An 18,297-nucleotide genomic window follows, 5' to 3' on the forward strand; every position below is an offset into this window, starting at 1 on the left:
CGGTTATTTTATCTGTTTTTAACAGGAAGTTTCAAGGCAATCGGGTGGCTCATAAACAAGGCCGGTGTTCAGATTAACCCATTCAATACCGCGTATTTTATCAGGCTGGCGGTGTTCTTGCACTTGGTTTTTTCGAGCAGGTTCTGGCGGTGTGTTTCGATGGTGCGTTTGCTGTTAAAAAGCTTCTCGGCTATTTCGCTGTTGGTGAAGCCCTCGGCTATCAGGTGCAGCACTTCCATTTCGCGTTTAGAGAGGTTATTGGTAGCCTGAGTTGCCATATCCGATGTGTCGTGGAGAGTACCGGCCTGCAGCAGGTTAAGGCTAATGCTGGGGCTGATGTAGGGGGCTCCGGAAGCAACCAGTTGTATAGCGGACTGCAGTTCCTCCTTGCCTGCATTTTTTAGCAGATACCCATCGGCGCCCAAATCCATCGCCTTCTTCACATAGCTCTCATGGTCCAGCATCGACAAAATCAACACCTTCGTATCCGGGTAAGCTTGTTTTAGCTCTTCTGTAATCTCCAGCCCGCTTTTTCCGGGCATGTTCATGTCCAGTAGCACCACATCGGCATGGATTTTCGTCAGCATATCCAGAAGTTCTGAGCCGTTGGAGGCTTCCCCCACTATTTTAATTAAACCCTGGTCCTGAAAGAGTGCTGTAATCCCATCTCTCACAATTTTATGGTCGTCAGTAATCACAACCCTGAGTATCTTTTGTTCAGCTCCGTTCATAAGAAATAACCTTTGTCACTTTTACGGTTATGCAGCAAAAAATGCCAGATTAATTTCAACTCTGTCTGGGCAACATCTGCCCCTGATACTAAAAACAAAAGCACCCTGAGGTCGGCGCTGAGCATCTGGTGTCATTTTATTGATAACAGTACAATTCCGGTTTCTAGGAACCTGAGCAGCAATCTGTATTAATCCTATATAGTATTCATTTAATTGTGTTTATGTTCCGACCACAAATTCCGATAAGCATTTTACCTCTTAAAATTAGTACAAAAACACTAGCATAAATCTTTTGCTTTCGCTATATTTGTTATACACCTTCAGGCTATCTTCCTGAAACATATTGCTTTGAGGCTTACTTCATCGGGATATGCGGTAAGCAGAGATTACGATCAAGTAAGTGAGCAGATAAATGAACGCGGCCCAAAAGTAAAATCTGAAAGTTATGAAAACATTTGATATTAATTACACTGAAGTAGATGACAGCATCTTTATCAGTATTGAGGGAGAGCTAGATGCCAGAACCTGCGTAAAAGCCCATTATGGTTTCCAACGGATAGACATACATAAAACCAAGGCCATTATCATAGATTGCCGGGAGTTGTCATACGTTTCCTCGGCTGGCATCGGCGTATTAATATCTATGTATCACGCCTGCCTGCATAACGGGACGCTGCTCGTGCTGCATGGCCTGCAACGCAAGGTCAGAAATGTGCTGGAGATACTCGGACTGGAGAAAGTCATGACCATTACAGACACGTTCTCTGAGGCAGTAGAACTGATGAGAGAAAAAATACCCGCCTAACGATTATACCTGTAGTATGTGCGGGTCCTCTCCCACTGCCTGAAGTTCTGGTACAGAGTCAAGAAGATTGGATAATGAAGGCTCTGCTGGTTACATAACAGCAATGGTCCAGCTTCCTGGTTATTAGCATGATATGGTTTTTGTGCCAGTGCTCAAAACAACTATCTCCAGACGATTATGTTAATCCTCAGGCCCTTCCGGAGGCTGGTACTTGTGCTGCTAAAAGCCGGCAGTTAATCCTGTTTGCTTTACTAACTACATGCTCTCGGGTTTTATCGGCGTAATCAGCATAGCAGCAAGTGGCTCGGATTCTGAATTATTCCAATCAAAATGCCCCTCCGGAGCTCATCTTACAGGGAAAGAATAGGAAGTGCCTCCAGATGAAATGTAGCAGTTTTTACTTATTGCTCAAATAACAGAAAAGAGCCTTTACAATGTCCCTTAGCGGTTTTAAGGTTTTCCCCTTGGAGAATAGCTTTGGAGAGATACGCTGCTGATCAGGATGGTATGCAATAATGGGTGCCGGCTAAAGCCCAATTATAGGCAAAAAAGAAGGGAACCAGAAGGTCATTTGTTTCATGAGCTTACGGCTCCCTTTTCAACTAAAATAGTCAGCCTACCCTCAACACCCAATCAGGTAGAACAGCCTATCTAAGTTTATTCAGAAGCAGAAATTTGCTCTATCGTTTATAGATACCTGACAAAAGCCAAATATTAAACAAACCCTTCACGATACAGATTTTCCTGTCTGCTGATTAAATATACGGGCTGAAATTTTTTTATCCTTGTCCTGCACTCTAAACAGGTACTTATTCCTATGAATTACAGGTTTATAACCAGTCTTCTCCTTAACAGTGTATTAATACGGACGTAAAGAAGATGCCTGAAAAAACGGGATGCAATAACGCACAAGTGTTCCTCCAATTTGATTTTAGAAAGATTTAAGGCTTGTAAAGCTTACAAAAGGCATACCTACCATAATTTCTAATTTTGAATTTCTAATTCTTAATTTGGCGAAGCCCTAGTAACCATGCAGATCGAGCATGTCTGTTTGTATCATCTCCACCTGCTTTCCCATCTTCTTCTGAATAATCTTAAAATGGTGTGCATCTTCGGGCGTAACAAACGTGATGGCTTTGCCTGGAGATGCTGCCCGGCCTGTACGGCCAATCCGGTGCACATAATCTTTAGGGGAGCGCGGAAGCTCGTAGTTAATAACGTGCGGCAGAAACTGTATGTCTATCCCCCTGGAGGCCAGGTCGGTGGCTACCAGCACGCGCAGCCTGCCCGCCTTAAATTTGGTGAGGGCATCGGTTCGGGCTCCCTGGCTTTTGTCGCCGTGCAGGGCGGCTGCCTGCACACCGTGTTTCAGAAGCTTTCCTGCTATGTTGTCGGCTGTGCGGATAGACGAGGCAAATACCAGCACCTGCTGCATGTCTTCGTGCTGCAGGAGGTAACGCAGCAGGGGCCCCTTGCGGGCTGCCTCCACAGCATAGGCCAGCTGGTCGATCAGGTCAGGAACGGACGTTTCTTCTTCCTGACGCATGGTGACCGGATCAGAAAGCAGCCTGCTCACCAGCGCCTCTACCTCGCCGCTTACCGTGGCTGAAAACAGGAGGTTCTGGCGCTTTTGCGGCAATAGCCCGAATATTCTGTCCACTTCCTGTTTAAAGCCCAGGTTCAGCATTTTGTCGGCCTCGTCGAGCACCAGCATCTCCACCTCCGAAAGCTGTACCGCCTTGTTATCGACCAGGTCGAGCAGCCTGCCGGGCGTTGCCACGAGCACATCCGTACCATTCATCTTGATCATCTGCGGGTTGATGGACACGCCGCCATAAACAGCCAGCGACCTTACCTGCCGGGGCAGCCTGGAACCAAAGGCTCGGATCACATCCTGTATCTGAATAGCCAGCTCGCGGGTTGGCACCAGCACCAGTATTTTAACCGACCGGCCTTTGGCCGGTTTCCTGCTCTGCAAAAGCTGCAGAATCGGAAGCACAAAGCCAGCTGTTTTGCCGGAGCCTGTCTGCGCAATTCCCAGCACGTCTTTACCAGCCAATACCGCCGGAATAGCCCTTTGCTGAATAGGGGATGGCTGCACGTATTTGTGTGCCTCAATGGCTTGTATGAGTGGCGATGAGAGGCCAAGATCTGAGAATGACATATACTTTAACATGTGAGGCACAAAGGTAAGCAATAATTTCGTGCCTGCCCCGGCCACTTCATCCTTCCATAGTTAAAGCACAGCACCTGGTAGAACTTCCCTCTATTTTCAAGCAGGGGCGGTTTTTTCCTGATCGCAGTAGCCTGGAATATTATCGTTGTCTTCAATAAAGGAGAGCGACAAATTATTCGAATGAAAACAGACCTCCGGAAGTATAATCTGCTGCTGCTCCTGCTGCTGGCTACATAAAAAGGCCTGTACTTTTATTAGTACAGGCCTTTGGGCGGCTATAGACAATGACAAAAAATATCAGGATTTAAGTCGAGGTCTATCATACGGCAGGGCTACATCTGAGCCAGCAGTTGTTCGGTTTGTTGCGGGCGGGGCTCCAGCGAGGCTCTTTCGTTTTCACCTTCGCTGCCTCTGATATAACCTACGGCGGCTATTGCCAGTGCGGTGGCAATGGCAATGATCAGGGCCGGCAGAAAACCGTCTACCTTGAAGTTCCTCACCAGCTTGTCGACCAGCTTAATCATGAGAGTAGTCACAATTAAGCCCACAATGGCATCGAGCAGGAAAAAGGTAACCAGGTTTAGGATACCTCCTAAAATCCAGCCGATGGTGGCGTTCAGCAGGCCGATCAGAAAGGCCACCCACAAAGCAGTCCAGAAGCTTTTGACGTGGACTGAGGGCAATATATAAGCCAGCAGTACGATCACCCCTGCGCTTATTAGTAAGTTTACAATAAAATCCATAGTCTTATCCGTTAGTACAATTGTTGTCACTACCTTACGCACAGAATAAAAAATGGATATTTAAAAGGGTACATATCCCTAAAATGATTGTTCTCTCCCTGGTTCTTATTTCAGCTTCTCCTGAAAATTCTCTTCCAGCTTTTTCATCTTAGGGCTCATCACAGACCTGATGTAAGGGTTGTCTGGATTGCGCCGGTAAAAATCCTGGTGATAATCCTCCGCCACCCAAAACGTGCTGAAGGGCTCCACCTGCGTTACAATCTTTCGGCGGTAGGTACCTTTCAGGTTGAGCTGGCTGATGTAGCTCTCTGTTAGCTGTTTCTGTTCTGCGTTATGATAGAATACCGCCGAACGGTACTGCTCCCCAATATCGGGCCCCTGCCGGTTGAGCGTGGTGGGGTCGTGCGTGGCAAAAAACACCTCCAGCAGTTCCTGGAAAGAAAGCTCTTTGGGGTCGTAATAGATCTGCACGGCCTCTGCATAACCCGAGTTGCCTTTGCTTACTTCTTCGTAGGTTGGGTTAGGGCTGGTGCCGCCGCTGTAGCCCGACACCACCTGCCGGATGCCCCGGAGCTGCTCAAAATATCCTTCGGTGCACCAGAAGCAGCCGCCGGCGAAGGTGGCGATCTTCAGCCCGGTGGTGTCGGTCTGCAACTCAGGGCCAGCCTCGCTGCCCGCCTGCATCTTGTTTTTGGTGCCGGCCTCGGTGCAGCTTGCCAGCAGGCTCAAAGAGCCCAGTAACAGCGCAAAGATGGTAATTTTCATGGTCAGGAAAGTTTACTGTTGTTTTAAGGCTACTGCAGCCCATGCTTTTTGTCGGCAATCACTTTTTCGAACTCCCACTCCACCCGCTCCCTGAAATCTGCTTTACGGGAGGAGCAGGCAGACTTACCGCACACCGTGCACGACAGCTCCACACAAGGGTCAGTATGTATAAATAACTCAATAGAGGGATCAATGTTTTCGCGCACCAGCCGCGACAGCTCGTCTACCTCGTCGTGCGCCTCCAGCACGGTCAGGTACCAGGGCACCGTCAGGTGGCAGTCTATGTGCAGTTTGGCGCCATACTTGATCACGCGCAGGTTGTGTATGTCTATCCAGTTGTCGCGCCTGTTATCGTTCAGCACCTGCACGATCCGCTTGAGCAGGTCGTAATCGGCTTCATCCATAATGCCGGCTACGGATGTCCGGGTTATTTTAAGCCCTGAATAGCAGATGATGCCTCCGAAAACTACCGCCACTATGCTATCGAGCCAAACCAGCCGGGTTAAATATATCAGCAGCAGCCCCACCAGAATGCCTGCCGTAGAATAAGCATCAGTTTTCAGATGCCTGCCACCGGCCACCAGCACCATAGAGTTGTTGTCGCGGCCCTTCTTCTCGGCCACATACCCGGTGGCAAAGTTCACGACCCCCGACATGGTAATGAGCAGGATGCCAAGATCCAGCTGCCGCAGCTCAACCGGGTTAAAAAAGTTAAAGATCGATTTTATGATGATGAAAACCCCTGCCACTATTATGAGGGAGCCTTCTACAGAAGAAGCGATGAACTCAATTTTCCCGTGCCCATAGGGGTGGTTCTCGTCTTTGGGCCTTGCCGAAATAACCAGGCTATAAAGTGAGAAAAGGCCGGCTACTACATTAATAACAGACTCTAACGCATCTGTAAGAATAGCATTGGAGTTGGTCAGGAAATAGGCGACGAATTTCGTGACAAGCAAAATCCCCCCCACCGTCACTACCAGCATCTGCAACCGAATATTCTCGCTCAGGCCTTTAAGCATGCTTAATGATTCAGATTAATAAAAAAAGCTCCACTCAGGCAAAACCCATAGCCTGTTAGAACGGTTGGAAGTAACAGACAGTGGAGCCACCGAAAGGCAAAGATACAGCAATATAAAGGTTAACAGCAATTTCAGACTTCGGAACCAGGTTATGCGGGGCTTCACAATGCAAGGCATCGGGATGTCTTTCTTTTCTGTTGAAAACGAAAGAAATATACCTTCACACCTGAGTCGGATCCTTTAAACCAGGCGGCCAGTTTTCTAAGGCTGACTAAGAGTAACAGAGTTCGTTTAAGAACATTCCTGCCTGTGGCCTGCTGTTAATTCAGGGTATCGCTCAGGTCGAGCCAGTTGGGGTTCATGGAGTTGATCAGGCTATACGTAATCTCCTGAGGATTTTCTTTTAACTGGCGCTCACGCTCCAGGGCAATGGCCTCCAAGTCGTAGTGCTCGTAATACACCAGGCTCAAGGCCTTGTCCGGACCCTGAAACTGAGAGCTCGTGGAGCCGGGAGCTGCCAATTGATCCCGCTGTTCCAGGTCGGCTGCTACACCTATCTGTACCTGGCTGCGCTGCTGGTCGCCGTATATATAAACAAAAAAGTGGGTGTCTTGAAAGGTCATAACTAGCTAGTATACATGTTCTAACGATGCCGTTGCCGTATAAGTATATCTGTGGGGCAGCTGTAGCGAAGCAGAGTTTCTGCCGAAAACTTAGAACTGCTTATAGGACGGAAATTGACATGGAAAGTTGAGGGAGAAAGGGCTTGTTTAAATCTCTTTTATGTTACTATAAGCCTGCTGTTAAGTCATCTCCTGTTGCGGCTGGCCCTAACTCCTGGCATTCTGTTTCGTACCACCTTTTATAAGCAAGTATCAAGAATATGACCCTGAACGAGAAGCTGGTCGCGAAGCTAAACAAAAAATATGCTCCCGATGCACGGATAGATGATAGCTACCATGGCAAAGACCTGACCTTTATGACCAATGAACATGGAGAGCCGGTAACGCTGTTTATCGGCAAAAGGCGGGAAGACGGGGCCATTGCTGGAGAACGCTACACCCGAAAAATTATACGGAAACCCAATAGCCAGGAGATCCTGAAAAGCCATTGGGACCTGAAGGGAAAGGTCACGCGTTCTGCCTGAGCTGCCTGCTGCTCATAGCGAACCGTATTCCTGCAAATCAAAATCTTTGCCTTTGCCGAATCTAGTCAGAGCCTCGAGCAGGTATTTATCGAGTGTGTGCAGGTCCTTTACCTGGTACACCCCCTCCTCCGGCATGGCTATCACCTGAAAGTCAAAAACCTCCCCATAGTTTCGTAAACTGTATTTTTTCCCTATCCGCAGGTTGTCGAACGATAGCGCCATGCTGTCATGTGGTTAAGAGTAGTTTTGAGTTGCTGATATGCCCGGAAGGAATCACTCCGGGAACTCCAAGGTATTTTTTATCATACCTGGCTTCAAATATACGAAGCATATCGGAGTAATAGTTTACCGATGGCGTTTTATAGGCAAACTGCCTTGCCTGGCTCACCTAAAGGAACCTATCTTTGCAGCCGGACTATTTACGATTTCCTGGTGGAGTTAGAGCTAATTTATGAAGATGAGCAGTACGTGGCTATAAACAAGCCAAACGGGCTGCTGGTGCACCGTACGCGCATAGCAGAAGAGAAAAAGGAATTTGCACTGCAGCTGCTCCGCGACCAGCTCGGATATCGCCTCTACCCGCTCCACCGCCTGGACCGCGGCACCTCCGGCGCTCTGCTGTTTGCTAAAAGCCCGGACGGTGCCGCCCCGCTGGTAAAAGCCTTTGAGGAACAGCAGACTGATAAAACCTACCTGGCCATTGTGCGCGGCTATACCCCGGAAGCTGAAACCATAGACAATCGCATCAGGCCAGATAAGGACCACCGGCACAAGGCCCCGCAGGACGCCCTGACACACTATAGCCGCCTGGCAACCGTTGAACTCCCCATCCCCGTAGGGCGATACGATACCGCCCGCTTCAGCCTGGTACGGGTAAAGCCTGAAACAGGACGCATGCATCAGATCCGGAGACATTTTGCACACATCCGCCATTATATCATCGGGGATAAAAGGCATGGCGACTGGCGCCAGAACCGCATGTTTCTGGAGGAACTTCAGAGCCCTTTCCTGCTCCTGCATGCGGCTGAACTGGGTTTTACACACCCCTTCACCGGGCAAAGAATTACGATTAAGGCACAGTTGCCGCCTAATATGGCTCGCCTGTGCCAGCAGTTTGGATGGCAGCAGGTGCTGGAGCAGCAGACATGCCTGCCACAACCCATCCCCTTTGCCCTGCCGCTACCCTGACAATGTCCTGGCGCAGCAGCAGACCCTCCGGAGGTCATATTTCATTCAAATAATTGGTCTGTAGGCAATTAAGACAAGATATACACAAATCCTTTATGCGGTATTTGTCCGGATAAAGGGTCATCAAAATATACCTGCCAGGGGAGTGTGGATAAGCGCCCCTTGTAGTGGTGAGCGCGGCAGACTCTGCCTGTATCTGCAAGAAACCTCCTGGTTACCAGCATAGCTTAACCTTCTCCGGCAGGGCAGGTTACAAATTGAGTTAAGCTTTTGCGGAACGTGCCATGACCATCGCTCTCAGTTTTTCGAGCTGTTCTTTCTCTTCAGCAGTGAGATGCACCGGCAAAGCAACCTCGATCCTTACATACAGATCGCCGAACTGGTCAGGTTTGGTATAAACAGGCATGCCCTTTCCGCGCAGGCGCAGCGTTTTTCCATTTTGAGTGCCAGCAGGTATTTTAACCCTGATTTGTCCGTTAAGCGTGTTGACCTGTGCATCGCCCCCCAGTATGGCTGTGAACATATCGAGTTTTATGGTGGTGTGCAGGTCATTTCCTTTTCTTTCGAAGGCAGGATGCGGCTCTATCTTCACGGTCAGGAACAGGTCGCCGGGGGTGCCTCCTCCTGCAGCGGCACCGCCCTTGCCCTTTATTTTAAGCACTTGTCCGTCTGCTACCCCAGGTTTGGTCGTAATGCGCAACTGCTGGTTCTCCAGTGTAAGGAGCCTGGAGGTGCCGGTAAAAGCCTCCTGCAGGGTTATGAGCATTTCTCCTTCGTAGTTCTGGCCTTTCTGGCTCCTGGGGCGGCGATAGCCGGAACTGCCTCCTCCAAAAAACTGCTCAAAGAAATCAGAGAAGCCGCTTCCGAATATATCGGATGGGTCCTGGGTGGAGTAGCCTCCGAAGCCTCCGCCTGGTTGCCCGCCATAATGCTGGCCGCTGCCGGGACCTTGCTGGTACTGCTTCCAGTTTGCGCCTAGCTGATCATATTTGCTACGTTTCTCCTCGTCTCCCAACACCTCATACGCCTCAGAAATTTCCTTAAATCTGCCTTCAGCTTCTTTGTTATCCTTGTTTTTATCTGGATGAAACTGCTTTGCGAGCGAACGGTATTTCTTCTTAATCTCAGCCTGAGACGCTGATTTATCTACGCCAAGAATTTTATAGTAGTCCTTATAGTCCATACTGAATGTCGGTAGAAGTTACTTTAGTCGGTGCGCCATCTAAGAAAAGAAAGTAGCGGTAGCTTTAACAGAACTGCTATTCTCTTCACACCTTCCTAATACGTTCGTCCGGGAGGAAAGTATCTGAAAATTAGAATGCAAGTAAACAGACCCTTGGCACAATGGTCTGTGCGAATAGCGGAACATCTATTAAGGGTCTGATATTAAGATTGTTGTAGAAATGCTATTTAGCAGCGTATTTGGGAACAGCACATCGTATGTTTTAGGTAAAGTACGTTAAAGGATCAAAGAAAGGGAAAGGCTTTACCCGGATAATTTTTTGGAATAAAGTTCTTAAAAACAAGCCGGAAGAAATTTTTTGGAAGATGAGGTGTGCCTATTTGGGAATATTTTCCCGGAACGGGTTAGCAAAATAATATGGAGCCAGCCTGGATAAAGCTTGCTGCACGGCCAACTGAATTTTACAAAAAAAGGGAATTAGCCATTCGAGGCCGGAGGTTTCTCCTTTCTCGAATGGCTAAAAAATATCATGTGTGGGGAGCTTTCAGGAAGTGTAGCTGACCATGTTGGAGGTTTCGTATATTACATTTACAACAACAGATTTCACCTCATCGTCAATCTCGACGTCACGAACAAAAACAAAGAGGTTGTTAGATGTAAGCTCATAATGCCCGTCGGCAACCTCCACCTCGTCGTTCACGAATTCAAAAATGTTATATACGTAAATAAACTCTTTCGTATTGTCGTTCATACCATCAATCACGACCACTTTATCCAGTTCAAGGCAATCGCCATACAGTATTTCCTGTTTGTTATTTTTCCTGGATCGGTGATTTACACGATATGGTACTTTTATGAAGCAGTTGTCATCGCTTCGCTTCTTTATATTTAAAATACTCTGTTGGATATTAAAGTCGGTAATTTCAGAATTTGAAGGCTCACGGTCATACGAATTTTTATAAAAATCCATTATAAGTGCTACTTCGCTTTCGTATTTGCTAAGATTCCAGTATGTATATTTCATGGCAATTAATTCTAATTCAGTTTATTATATATATCAATGCCTAATAAAACTTCTTACGTAAATGTAGGTTAAATGATATTTGTTTACAAAACTTTTTTTAATAATAATTTAATATAACCTACAGAGGTATTTTTATCAGAACCAGAAAAGGCGTGCATTCAATCACAAACGCTTGTTAGGGTAAGTATTAAATATCATGCCAGCTTTGCGATACGATGCCTATTATTATTTTAATTTTTGTAAGGGCACGCTTTAGCAGAGGCACTTATGATGCTGTAAAAGAGGTGAGATACGTGCTGTAACTTGTATGCATGGAAGGCGCTTAATATCGTCTGGGCTCTGGGCCATCGGACTTAATGCTTCACCAGTTTAAAAATTATAAATTCAAAATTAGTAAGGAGGGCTTGGTAAGTATTGGGGCAATTATGCTAATCAAAATGCCCCTCCGGAGCATATTTCTAATGCTGCCGCTGCGACCTAATTACCCCTCAGAAAATCCTGTCTACTGTCTTTCAACCTCTACCTGATTCTGAAGGTAATGACGGGCAAATTCCAGATTCTGGACAAAAAATCCAGGAATTGGAAAATGTTAAAAAATGTGGCGCATAAAAAAAGCGCCAGTTGGAGCTGGCGCTTTTTTTGTTCGGAAATACTGTTATATAGTGTCTGTTACAACCAGAAGCGCGTGTATGACACCCGGCACGAAGAAGAGCAGGGTAAGCAGGATGTTGATCCAGAAAGAAGATCCAATGCCATCGTGCAGGAATACGGCAAGCGGCGGCAGGAAGATGGCGATGATGACTTTCACCACTGTAGAGACGTCGCTATCCTGACGCATGGTGTCGCGGAATTCTTTCTTCAGCGCCTTTTTCTCTGCTTTGGTCATAGAGGCAATTCTTTCTTTGGCCATTGCCATCGCTTCAGCTTCTGTAAGGCTGGTTTCGGTTGCTTCCGCAGCTACTGATGCCCTGCTGATGGGCGCCACCGTTTTAGGAGCCATAACAGGAGCAGCCTCTGCCGCACTGGCTGCTAACACGGGCTGTGTGGAGATTAAAGCTTCTGCGTTGGCTTTTTCATCTGCAGCTGCCAATGCTACCTCTGTCAGAGAAACCGGGGCCTCCTCTGCAGGAGCCGCTTTCTGCTTTTGCTGCTGCAGGTACGGAGCCTGCTTTTTTGCTGTAAATTCGTAATAACGAGCAGAGTTACAAGAAAAAAGTAACTGGCCAACTATCATTACCATAACCAGGTGAAGTACACTTTTGATGTTCATAGTTTTAAGTTTAGTGGTGAAATTAAAATGAATTGAAATTTGGTTGTCAACTCTGATGTACCTCATCAGAATTAATATAGAAATACTTGAATTTCATATATTTTGTTATGATTTTGCCCTGCAACAGCAGTTTTAGTTTTTTTGGACCGATCTCAGTCATGCCAAATCCCGGTCTGCCGTTGTGATAATGGGCTGAACGGCAGATATAAGGGTGTCCCGGATCTTATTTTTCAGGTATTCCCACTGGTGCGCGTCTCCTACCGGAAATTTCTGATTTACCTCTAGTTCTATGCCGGCATACTGCGCATTGGTGAACTTGCGGCGCAGGTAAGTCGGAAAACCGTCGGCAATGCCCAGGTAAGGGTAGTTATAGCGCACAGTCAGCGATGGATCAGCCTGCTGTAGCGCTGTTTTCCAGGCTTTGCTGATGGTCTGCTCCAGGTCTCTTTTAGGGTCGTAGAGCAGGCCAATGTCTGTCTGCCTCACCTCGCCCTTCAACTCCGGCGTGAAGGAGTGCACCGAAATATGAATGACTTTCCGTCCGGCATTTACCAGGTCCTGCACCATGTGCTCTACCTGTTCGCGGTAGGGCTTGTAGAAGTTTTTGATCAGAAAAAGTTTCTCCTCCTCAGAAAGAGACTTGGTGACTTTCGAAAATAGCTTCGGGTGATGCTCTGAGCGGTTTAACTCAATCAGCAGGCGGCTGTCTTCAGAGAAAAAGCTCACATCGGCTACGGGCCGCAAGGACTTAAAGAGGTCCAGGGCTCCTATATCATATCCTTCATGCGTTGAGAGCAATTCTTCGTGCCCCTTAAAGTAGGTTTCAAAACCGGGCGGTATTTGGTTACCCCCGTGTTCACAGGTTAGTAAAATTTTTGGCATAAGCATTAGGTTTAAATAGAATTCCGGTATGAAGGCAGGTGGCTAATTGGTGGTAGACTTGCAGAATGGTTTCGTGAGTCGGCGATGCTCCCAATGCGTTTACCATACGGTTAGCCAGGTTTCCCTCTTCCAGGATGGTCTGCAGTGCCTGCACAAGCTCCTGCTCATCATCAGTAGCACTGGTTTCGGTTAACAAATGTTTCCAAAGCTCGCCGGCTGTGCAAGGTGTTGATATGCCAAAGCAGCTGAGGTACTGCTGATCCTGTAAAGGGGTGTCCTGCCCTGTGCGGATAACCTGCAGCAGCAGGTCGGCCAGCATTTGGGTGTCAGTGTGATTTAAATATTCGATGGGCTGCCACCTCTCCGCTACCAGCGCCTTTACCACCCCAACCACGGCCTGCACGATAGCCAGGTCAGCCAATGGGCACTCCTGTATATCGATCAGGCGGATTTCGATGGCATTTCGGCTGAAGCGGGCAATGGCTCCCCTGGAGTTGAGAAATTCCTCCTGCAGTACCCCCCGCACATCATAAGGCGCCACATCGGCATAGATAGGTTTCAGAATCTGCTCCTCGTACTGCTGCTTTGTAAATACCGGTTCTGGAATTACATTGCCGGCAATAGAAGGGATCTTGGCCTGGTTGTGGCGGTATACCTCTATCCGGGTGTCCAGCAGGCCGGTTAGTTTGCCGTCCAGCACCGGCGAGGAGGCACTGAGGGCCGGTATCAGGGGCAGCACCAGCCGGATGGCAGCATGCAGCCTGGCAAATTCCTGGTCGTTGGCAAACGGAAGGTTAATGTGAGTGCTTTGCAGGTTAGACCAACCGTGCCCCCGGCAGTCGAAGATCTGGTTGTAGGCGTTGTACACGGCGCTGTACTCGTGCTGCCAGAGCACCGTTTCCGTGAAGGGGTCCATAAAGGGGTGCGCGCCAGTTGGCAGTAGCTTAGCGTTATATTTGGACAGCATCTGGTTTATCTTCTGCACGTGCTCCTGAAACTGCTGCGCCAGCCCGGTTAAGGAAGGGGCTGGTGTCTGCGTCTTCAGCTCCACCACATGCTGCACCAGTTCATTAGACCAGGCTATCTTACCAAACTCCACATCCGACACATAGGCCCCCACCTCGTCGTAAATCAGCTTGTCGGCAATGGGCAGCACCCGCAGCGAGTCTTTGTCGACTATCATGTATTCGAGTTCTATGCCGAAGCCTTCGAACAGGTGCAACACGTTTCCTGTACTACTCATTTACCCTGAAATTTTTATGGTTGTCGATCCGCTTTTTAATGGACTTCAGAATGGAGGCATACAGTTCCTTTTTTAGAATCTGGTCTTCACATCCGGCGTCGATGCTGGGGTTGTCGTTCACTTCGATTACGTAGGCTTTTCCATCTATTTCTTTTACATCAACGCCATATAGCCCATCCCCGATCAGGTTTGCTGCCTTAAGCGCTGTGTGCATCACCACAAACGGCACCTCCTCAAAAGGAACTGTCCGAACGGCCCCCTCTGTGTTGTGCTTCTTGCCGTTCCAGTTGTAAATCTGCCAGTGGCCTTTGGCCATGAAATACTTGCAGGCATAGAGCGGCTGCTTGTCCAGTATGCCAATTCGCCAGTCATAATCTGTGGGGATATACTCCTGCCCGATTACGAGTTCCGAGTCCAGCAGCATGGTGTCCAGCTCCTGCGCCAGGCTCTCGGTATCTTTTGCCTTCACCACCCCTTGCGAAAAGGAGCTGTCGGGTGTCTTGAGCACGCAAGGCAAGCCCAATTCCCGCTCCACCTGTTTCCGGTTGTCTTTGTGAATGATCATGGTTTTAGGGGTCGGCACTTTTGCTTTTGCCAGCAGCTCTGCCAGGTATACCTTGTTCGTGCAACGCAGAATCGATTCGGGATCATCGATCACCACCAGCCCTTCGGCATAGGCTTTGCGGGAGAACTTGTAGGTGTGGTGATTCACGGCAGTCGTTTCCCTGATAAAAAGGGCGTCGAACTCGGCGAGCCGGCGGTAGTCGTCTTTGGTAATGAGCTCGGTATAAAAGCCCAGGCTATCGGCGGCATCCAGGAAATGCTGGATGGCTTTCTTGTTGGATGGCGGCCCCTTCTCCTCCGGGTCAACCAGGATGGCCAGGTCGTATACTTTGCGGTTCAGCCGGGCACCGGAGAAGCGGTGGCGCGCAAAATATGATTTTGCAAACGTTTCCAGGTACTTCCAATGATAGTCCGGCACCTCGTTTATTGGAATGGCCGACACGCTTTGCAGCACCCACTCCTCTTTCTTGATGAATTGCACCCTCAGCAGCGGCGCCTGAAACAGGTCGTGTAGCTGTTTGCAGAGCTTCTCATACTTATTGGCTACATTCTGCCCAAAATAAATACTGAGCGTAAAGGTTTTGGAACGTAAAGAGCCCAGGCTTTTCTTGATCAGGTCCTCGATCTCCACGGTGATGGCCCTCACAATGGTCTGGGTTTTGAGGTCCTGCATGGTGGTTACGCTCGGAATGGGCTTGTGCCCGCGCGCCTCGGCCAGCAGCGACACGTAATATCCGGCGGTCTGGTACTTGTAGGACCTGCAAAGATTAAAAATCCGGGCATGTTTGATTTCGGTGTAAGCCGTATCAGTTAGGTATTTTTGAACATCTACTACCTCCACATCTTCTATCGTGACGCCCCAGTCTTTTGGGTAGTCTACCACAACAATTTTTCGCATTTTTTATTCCTGAGAAGTTTCCGGTAAGGCAGGTTGAATAGCAAGCAGGTTGGCATCGTAGGTGGCCATGCCCAGCATAATGGAATTCAGCAGCCGCGACACATTAACCTGGTAATAATTATTTTGGAAGAAGGGATTCTCTTTATATGGGTCGGCCACGACAATGTGCTTCTGGTCTTCGGCAAAGCCGCACAACACAACAAAATGCCCCATCGGGAAGCCCTGTACATCATCGTAAACGGAGGCACCCAGCTTATCGGTGCATTCGCGGGCGCTCTGGTACAGGTAGGTGGCACTAAGCCCGGTGAGCAGCGGCACCCTTTGCTCAAAATATTTGCGCAGCAGGCCTTTCGTAAGATCTGTGCAGCGCAGCTCCCCTCCCAGCTCCAGAAACTCGATGTAAGCCCGCGTGGCCCTCTCAAATTTGCTGGTGTGTTTTTTCAGTTCCAGCTGCATTTCCAGTTTCTCTATTATCTCCTCGTTATCAAGTTTAAACCAGGTAGGATCAAACACGTGCAGGTTATAGGTATAGATGCGGGCACGGTAGCCTCGTTTCAGGGCGTGACTGGCCAGCAACACCTCCAGGGTGCCGCCTTCATCGAGATATGGCACTTCCCTGATTACCTCATTGAGCGGTATCGGGTCGTTGAAGTAGCGGTACACGGCATGCAGGCTGGTAGGGCCGCAGGTGGAGTCGTCGGGTTGCGTATGTATCTTAATCGGAATCACATCGGCTGGTTTGCTTGTAACAGAAACAATGTGCCCTTTATACGCGGATTGCGAAGGAAGTTTTGCGAAAAGAGGTTGTTTTAAAAAGAATAAAGCTGACAGGTTTTAGGACCGTGTCAGCTTTAGGTAAAAAGTCAATTATTTGAATGAAAAAGGCCCTCCGGAGGCAAAAACGGGACACCAGACGCAGGACATTGGACGCAAGACATATTAGCTAGCGTAAGGTCGTTATTTTGTCAGTTGGTGATTGTTGCTTGTTTATTTTGATCGTTTTATGACCTTCCCCCTGGCCAATCACCTTCAAATTTTTAAATCAACCATGTAGCCTTTAAACCATTTAACAATCAGCAACTAACAATCAGCAACAATGTCATCAGCAACAATGTCATCAGCAACTACCCATCGAACTAATTATTCGAATGAAAATGCCCTTCAGGAGGTAGAAAAACGGCTGCTAACTTACGAGTTCCTGAAGCGCTTTCTCGGCACGACTGAAGTTGAATCCTTTAACGGCCTGCTCCATGAGTCCGCGGATCTGCTCGTTGCACAGGTTGCCGATGCTTCCTTCGTGAGTGTGGGTGACAGAGGCTGGCACTGTGAAGCTGCCTGCCTCTATCGAAGCTCCCACATTTTTGTAGGCATCGCGGAAAGGAACGCCGCTCAACACCTCGGCATTCACGGCATCTACACTGAAGGCGTATTTATATTTCTCCTCTTCCATAATCTTGTCGCGCACCTGCAGGTGCTCCGCCATAAAGGCCATCATCTGCAGGCAGTTTTCTATTTCGGAAAAGGCTGGAAACAGGCATTCTTTCAGCAGCTGCAACTCCCGGTGGTAGCCGGAAGGCAGGTTCACCAGCATCATGGTCACTTCATTTGGAAGCGCCTGCAGGCGATTGCACTTGCCTCGCATGATCTCGAACACGTCCGGATTCTTTTTATGGGGCATGATGCTGGAGCCTGTGGTGAGGTTATCGGGCAAGGTTACAAAAGCGAAATTTTGACTCATGTACAGGCACAGGTCCATAGCCATTCTGGCCAGGGTAGCCGCCACAGAAGCCAGGGCCACGGAAACCACACGCTCCGTTTTTCCACGCCCCATCTGCGCGTACACCACGTTGTAGTTCAGCGACTCGAAGCCTAGCAGATCAGTGGTCATCTGGCGATTGAGCGGAAACGACGAACCATAACCGGCAGCTGAGCCAAGCGGGTTTTTGTCGGTTATCTTGTAAGCCGCCTGCAGCAGGTGCATGTCATCGATCAGGCTTTCGGCGTAGGCGCCGAACCACAGGCCAAACGACGAAGGCATGGCTACCTGCAGGTGCGTGTAGCCTGGCAGGAGCTTATCTTTATGTTTTTCGCTTTGTGTCAGTAGCACCTCGAACAGGTTTTGTACCTGCTGTACGGTTTGCTGCAGCTGGTGCCGGAAAAAAAGCTTCAGGTCCACCAGCACCTGGTCGTTTCGGGAGCGGCCGCTGTGTATTTTCTTGCCGGCCTCTCCAACCCGCCGTGTCAGTTCCAGCTCCACCTGCGAGTGTACATCCTCTACACCTGGCTCGATAGAGAACTCTCCTTTCTGAATACTTTGGTAAATTATTTTTAACTCCCGTTGCAGCTCGTCCAGCTCGGCCTTCTCCAGCAGCCCGATGCTCTCCAACATGCGCGTGTGGGCGAGCGAACCGAGCACATCGAAAGCAGCCAGTTGCAAATCAAAATCCGGGTCTCTGCCAACCGTGAACTTTTCTATTTCGGATGCGACACTTGTGTTCTTCTGCCAGAGTTTCATTTTATTAGATGTTAGATAGTAGATGTTAGACTAAAAATTTGGACAGGAGCAAAAGTAACAGAAATAGAGGTATGTGTTAAGCGAAAGTTATAATTAGGTTAGATGCAAGCTCTGTAAATTTCAGCATATGAAATTCTAACATCT

Annotated in this window: 18 protein-coding genes; 3 read left to right on the forward strand and 15 right to left on the reverse strand. The window is 48.6% G+C overall.

The annotated features are described in order from the left end of the window. Positions 1-68: 68 nt before the first annotated feature. A complete protein-coding gene (locus FJM74_RS00995; RefSeq protein WP_194349926.1) occupies positions 69-731 on the reverse strand; it encodes a response regulator in 663 nt (220 codons plus the stop codon). 445 nt (positions 732-1,176) lie between these two features. Here FJM74_RS00995 and FJM74_RS01000 point away from each other — a divergent pair, with 445 nt between their 5' ends. Next, positions 1,177-1,536 (forward strand): STAS domain-containing protein, encoded by a 360-nt coding sequence (locus tag FJM74_RS01000; protein ID WP_187260684.1) that lies wholly within the window; start codon positions 1,177-1,179, stop codon positions 1,534-1,536. A gap of 1,021 nt (positions 1,537-2,557) precedes the next feature. On the opposite strand, the gene FJM74_RS01005 is transcribed toward FJM74_RS01000, so the two are convergent. The 5 genes from FJM74_RS01005 to FJM74_RS01025 form a co-directional block, all read right to left on the reverse strand. Next, a complete protein-coding gene (locus FJM74_RS01005; protein WP_187260685.1) occupies positions 2,558-3,700 on the reverse strand; it encodes a DEAD/DEAH box helicase in 1,143 nt (380 codons plus the stop codon). A gap of 344 nt (positions 3,701-4,044) precedes the next feature. After that, positions 4,045-4,455 (reverse strand): phage holin family protein, encoded by a 411-nt coding sequence (locus FJM74_RS01010; RefSeq protein WP_187260686.1) that lies wholly within the window; start codon positions 4,453-4,455, stop codon positions 4,045-4,047. 105 nt (positions 4,456-4,560) lie between these two features. Next, positions 4,561-5,220, reverse strand: coding sequence for a peptide-methionine (S)-S-oxide reductase MsrA (gene msrA, locus FJM74_RS01015; protein ID WP_187260687.1), 660 nt, complete (start codon positions 5,218-5,220; stop codon positions 4,561-4,563). 29 nt (positions 5,221-5,249) lie between these two features. After that, entirely contained in the window at positions 5,250-6,239 is a 990-nt protein-coding gene (locus tag FJM74_RS01020; RefSeq protein ID WP_187260688.1) for a cation diffusion facilitator family transporter, read from the reverse strand. Positions 6,240-6,559: 320 nt separating this feature from the next. Beyond that, positions 6,560-6,862 carry a GIY-YIG nuclease family protein gene (locus FJM74_RS01025; RefSeq protein WP_187260689.1) on the reverse strand — a complete coding sequence of 101 codons (303 nt, stop codon included), beginning with the start codon at positions 6,860-6,862 and terminating at the stop codon, positions 6,560-6,562. Positions 6,863-7,122: 260 nt separating this feature from the next. Between FJM74_RS01025 and FJM74_RS01030 the strand changes: the two genes are divergently transcribed. Next, positions 7,123-7,386: a hypothetical protein gene (locus FJM74_RS01030; RefSeq protein WP_187260690.1), complete on the forward strand. Its 264-nt coding sequence runs from the start codon at positions 7,123-7,125 to the stop codon at positions 7,384-7,386. A 12-nt stretch (positions 7,387-7,398) separates the two neighbouring features. Here the strand turns inward: FJM74_RS01030 and FJM74_RS01035 are convergent, their stop codons facing one another. Next, positions 7,399-7,608, reverse strand: a complete 210-nt coding sequence (locus FJM74_RS01035; protein ID WP_187260691.1) for a hypothetical protein — start codon at positions 7,606-7,608, stop codon at positions 7,399-7,401. 210 nt (positions 7,609-7,818) lie between these two features. Between FJM74_RS01035 and FJM74_RS01040 the strand changes: the two genes are divergently transcribed. After that, on the forward strand, positions 7,819-8,574 hold the full coding sequence (locus FJM74_RS01040; protein WP_317175521.1) for a pseudouridine synthase: 756 nt from the start codon (positions 7,819-7,821) through the stop codon (positions 8,572-8,574). A 262-nt stretch (positions 8,575-8,836) separates the two neighbouring features. On the opposite strand, the gene FJM74_RS01045 is transcribed toward FJM74_RS01040, so the two are convergent. The 8 genes from FJM74_RS01045 to argH all read right to left on the reverse strand — a co-directional run bounded on the left by FJM74_RS01045 (position 8,837) and on the right by argH (position 18,153). Next, entirely contained in the window at positions 8,837-9,757 is a 921-nt protein-coding gene (locus tag FJM74_RS01045) for a DnaJ C-terminal domain-containing protein (protein WP_187260693.1), read from the reverse strand. 544 nt (positions 9,758-10,301) lie between these two features. After that, positions 10,302-10,508: a hypothetical protein gene (locus FJM74_RS01050; RefSeq protein ID WP_187260694.1), complete on the reverse strand. Its 207-nt coding sequence runs from the start codon at positions 10,506-10,508 to the stop codon at positions 10,302-10,304. 928 nt (positions 10,509-11,436) lie between these two features. Continuing rightward, on the reverse strand, positions 11,437-12,051 hold the full coding sequence (locus tag FJM74_RS22775; RefSeq protein WP_241738893.1) for a YqaE/Pmp3 family membrane protein: 615 nt from the start codon (positions 12,049-12,051) through the stop codon (positions 11,437-11,439). Between the two features lie 156 nt (positions 12,052-12,207). Next, positions 12,208-12,933 carry an N-formylglutamate amidohydrolase gene (locus tag FJM74_RS01060; protein ID WP_187260695.1) on the reverse strand — a complete coding sequence of 242 codons (726 nt, stop codon included), beginning with the start codon at positions 12,931-12,933 and terminating at the stop codon, positions 12,208-12,210. Next, positions 12,908-14,176, reverse strand: coding sequence for a carboxylate-amine ligase (locus FJM74_RS01065; RefSeq protein ID WP_187260696.1), 1,269 nt, complete (start codon positions 14,174-14,176; stop codon positions 12,908-12,910). The genes FJM74_RS01060 and FJM74_RS01065 overlap by 26 nt, the downstream gene beginning before the upstream one ends. Next, entirely contained in the window at positions 14,169-15,638 is a 1,470-nt protein-coding gene (locus FJM74_RS01070) for a RimK family protein (RefSeq protein ID WP_187260697.1), read from the reverse strand. Before FJM74_RS01070 ends, FJM74_RS01065 begins: the two co-directional genes overlap by 8 nt. Before the next feature lie 3 nt (positions 15,639-15,641). After that, complete coding sequence (locus FJM74_RS01075) at positions 15,642-16,367, reverse strand: peptidase-C39 like family protein (RefSeq protein WP_187260698.1); 726 nt, start codon at positions 16,365-16,367, stop codon at positions 15,642-15,644. A 454-nt stretch (positions 16,368-16,821) separates the two neighbouring features. Then, a complete protein-coding gene (gene argH / locus FJM74_RS01080; RefSeq protein ID WP_187260699.1) occupies positions 16,822-18,153 on the reverse strand; it encodes an argininosuccinate lyase in 1,332 nt (443 codons plus the stop codon). Positions 18,154-18,297 lie beyond the last annotated feature (144 nt).

The sequence above is a fragment of the Pontibacter beigongshangensis genome (genome assembly GCF_014332515.1).
Classification (GTDB): domain Bacteria; phylum Bacteroidota; class Bacteroidia; order Cytophagales; family Hymenobacteraceae; genus Pontibacter; species Pontibacter beigongshangensis.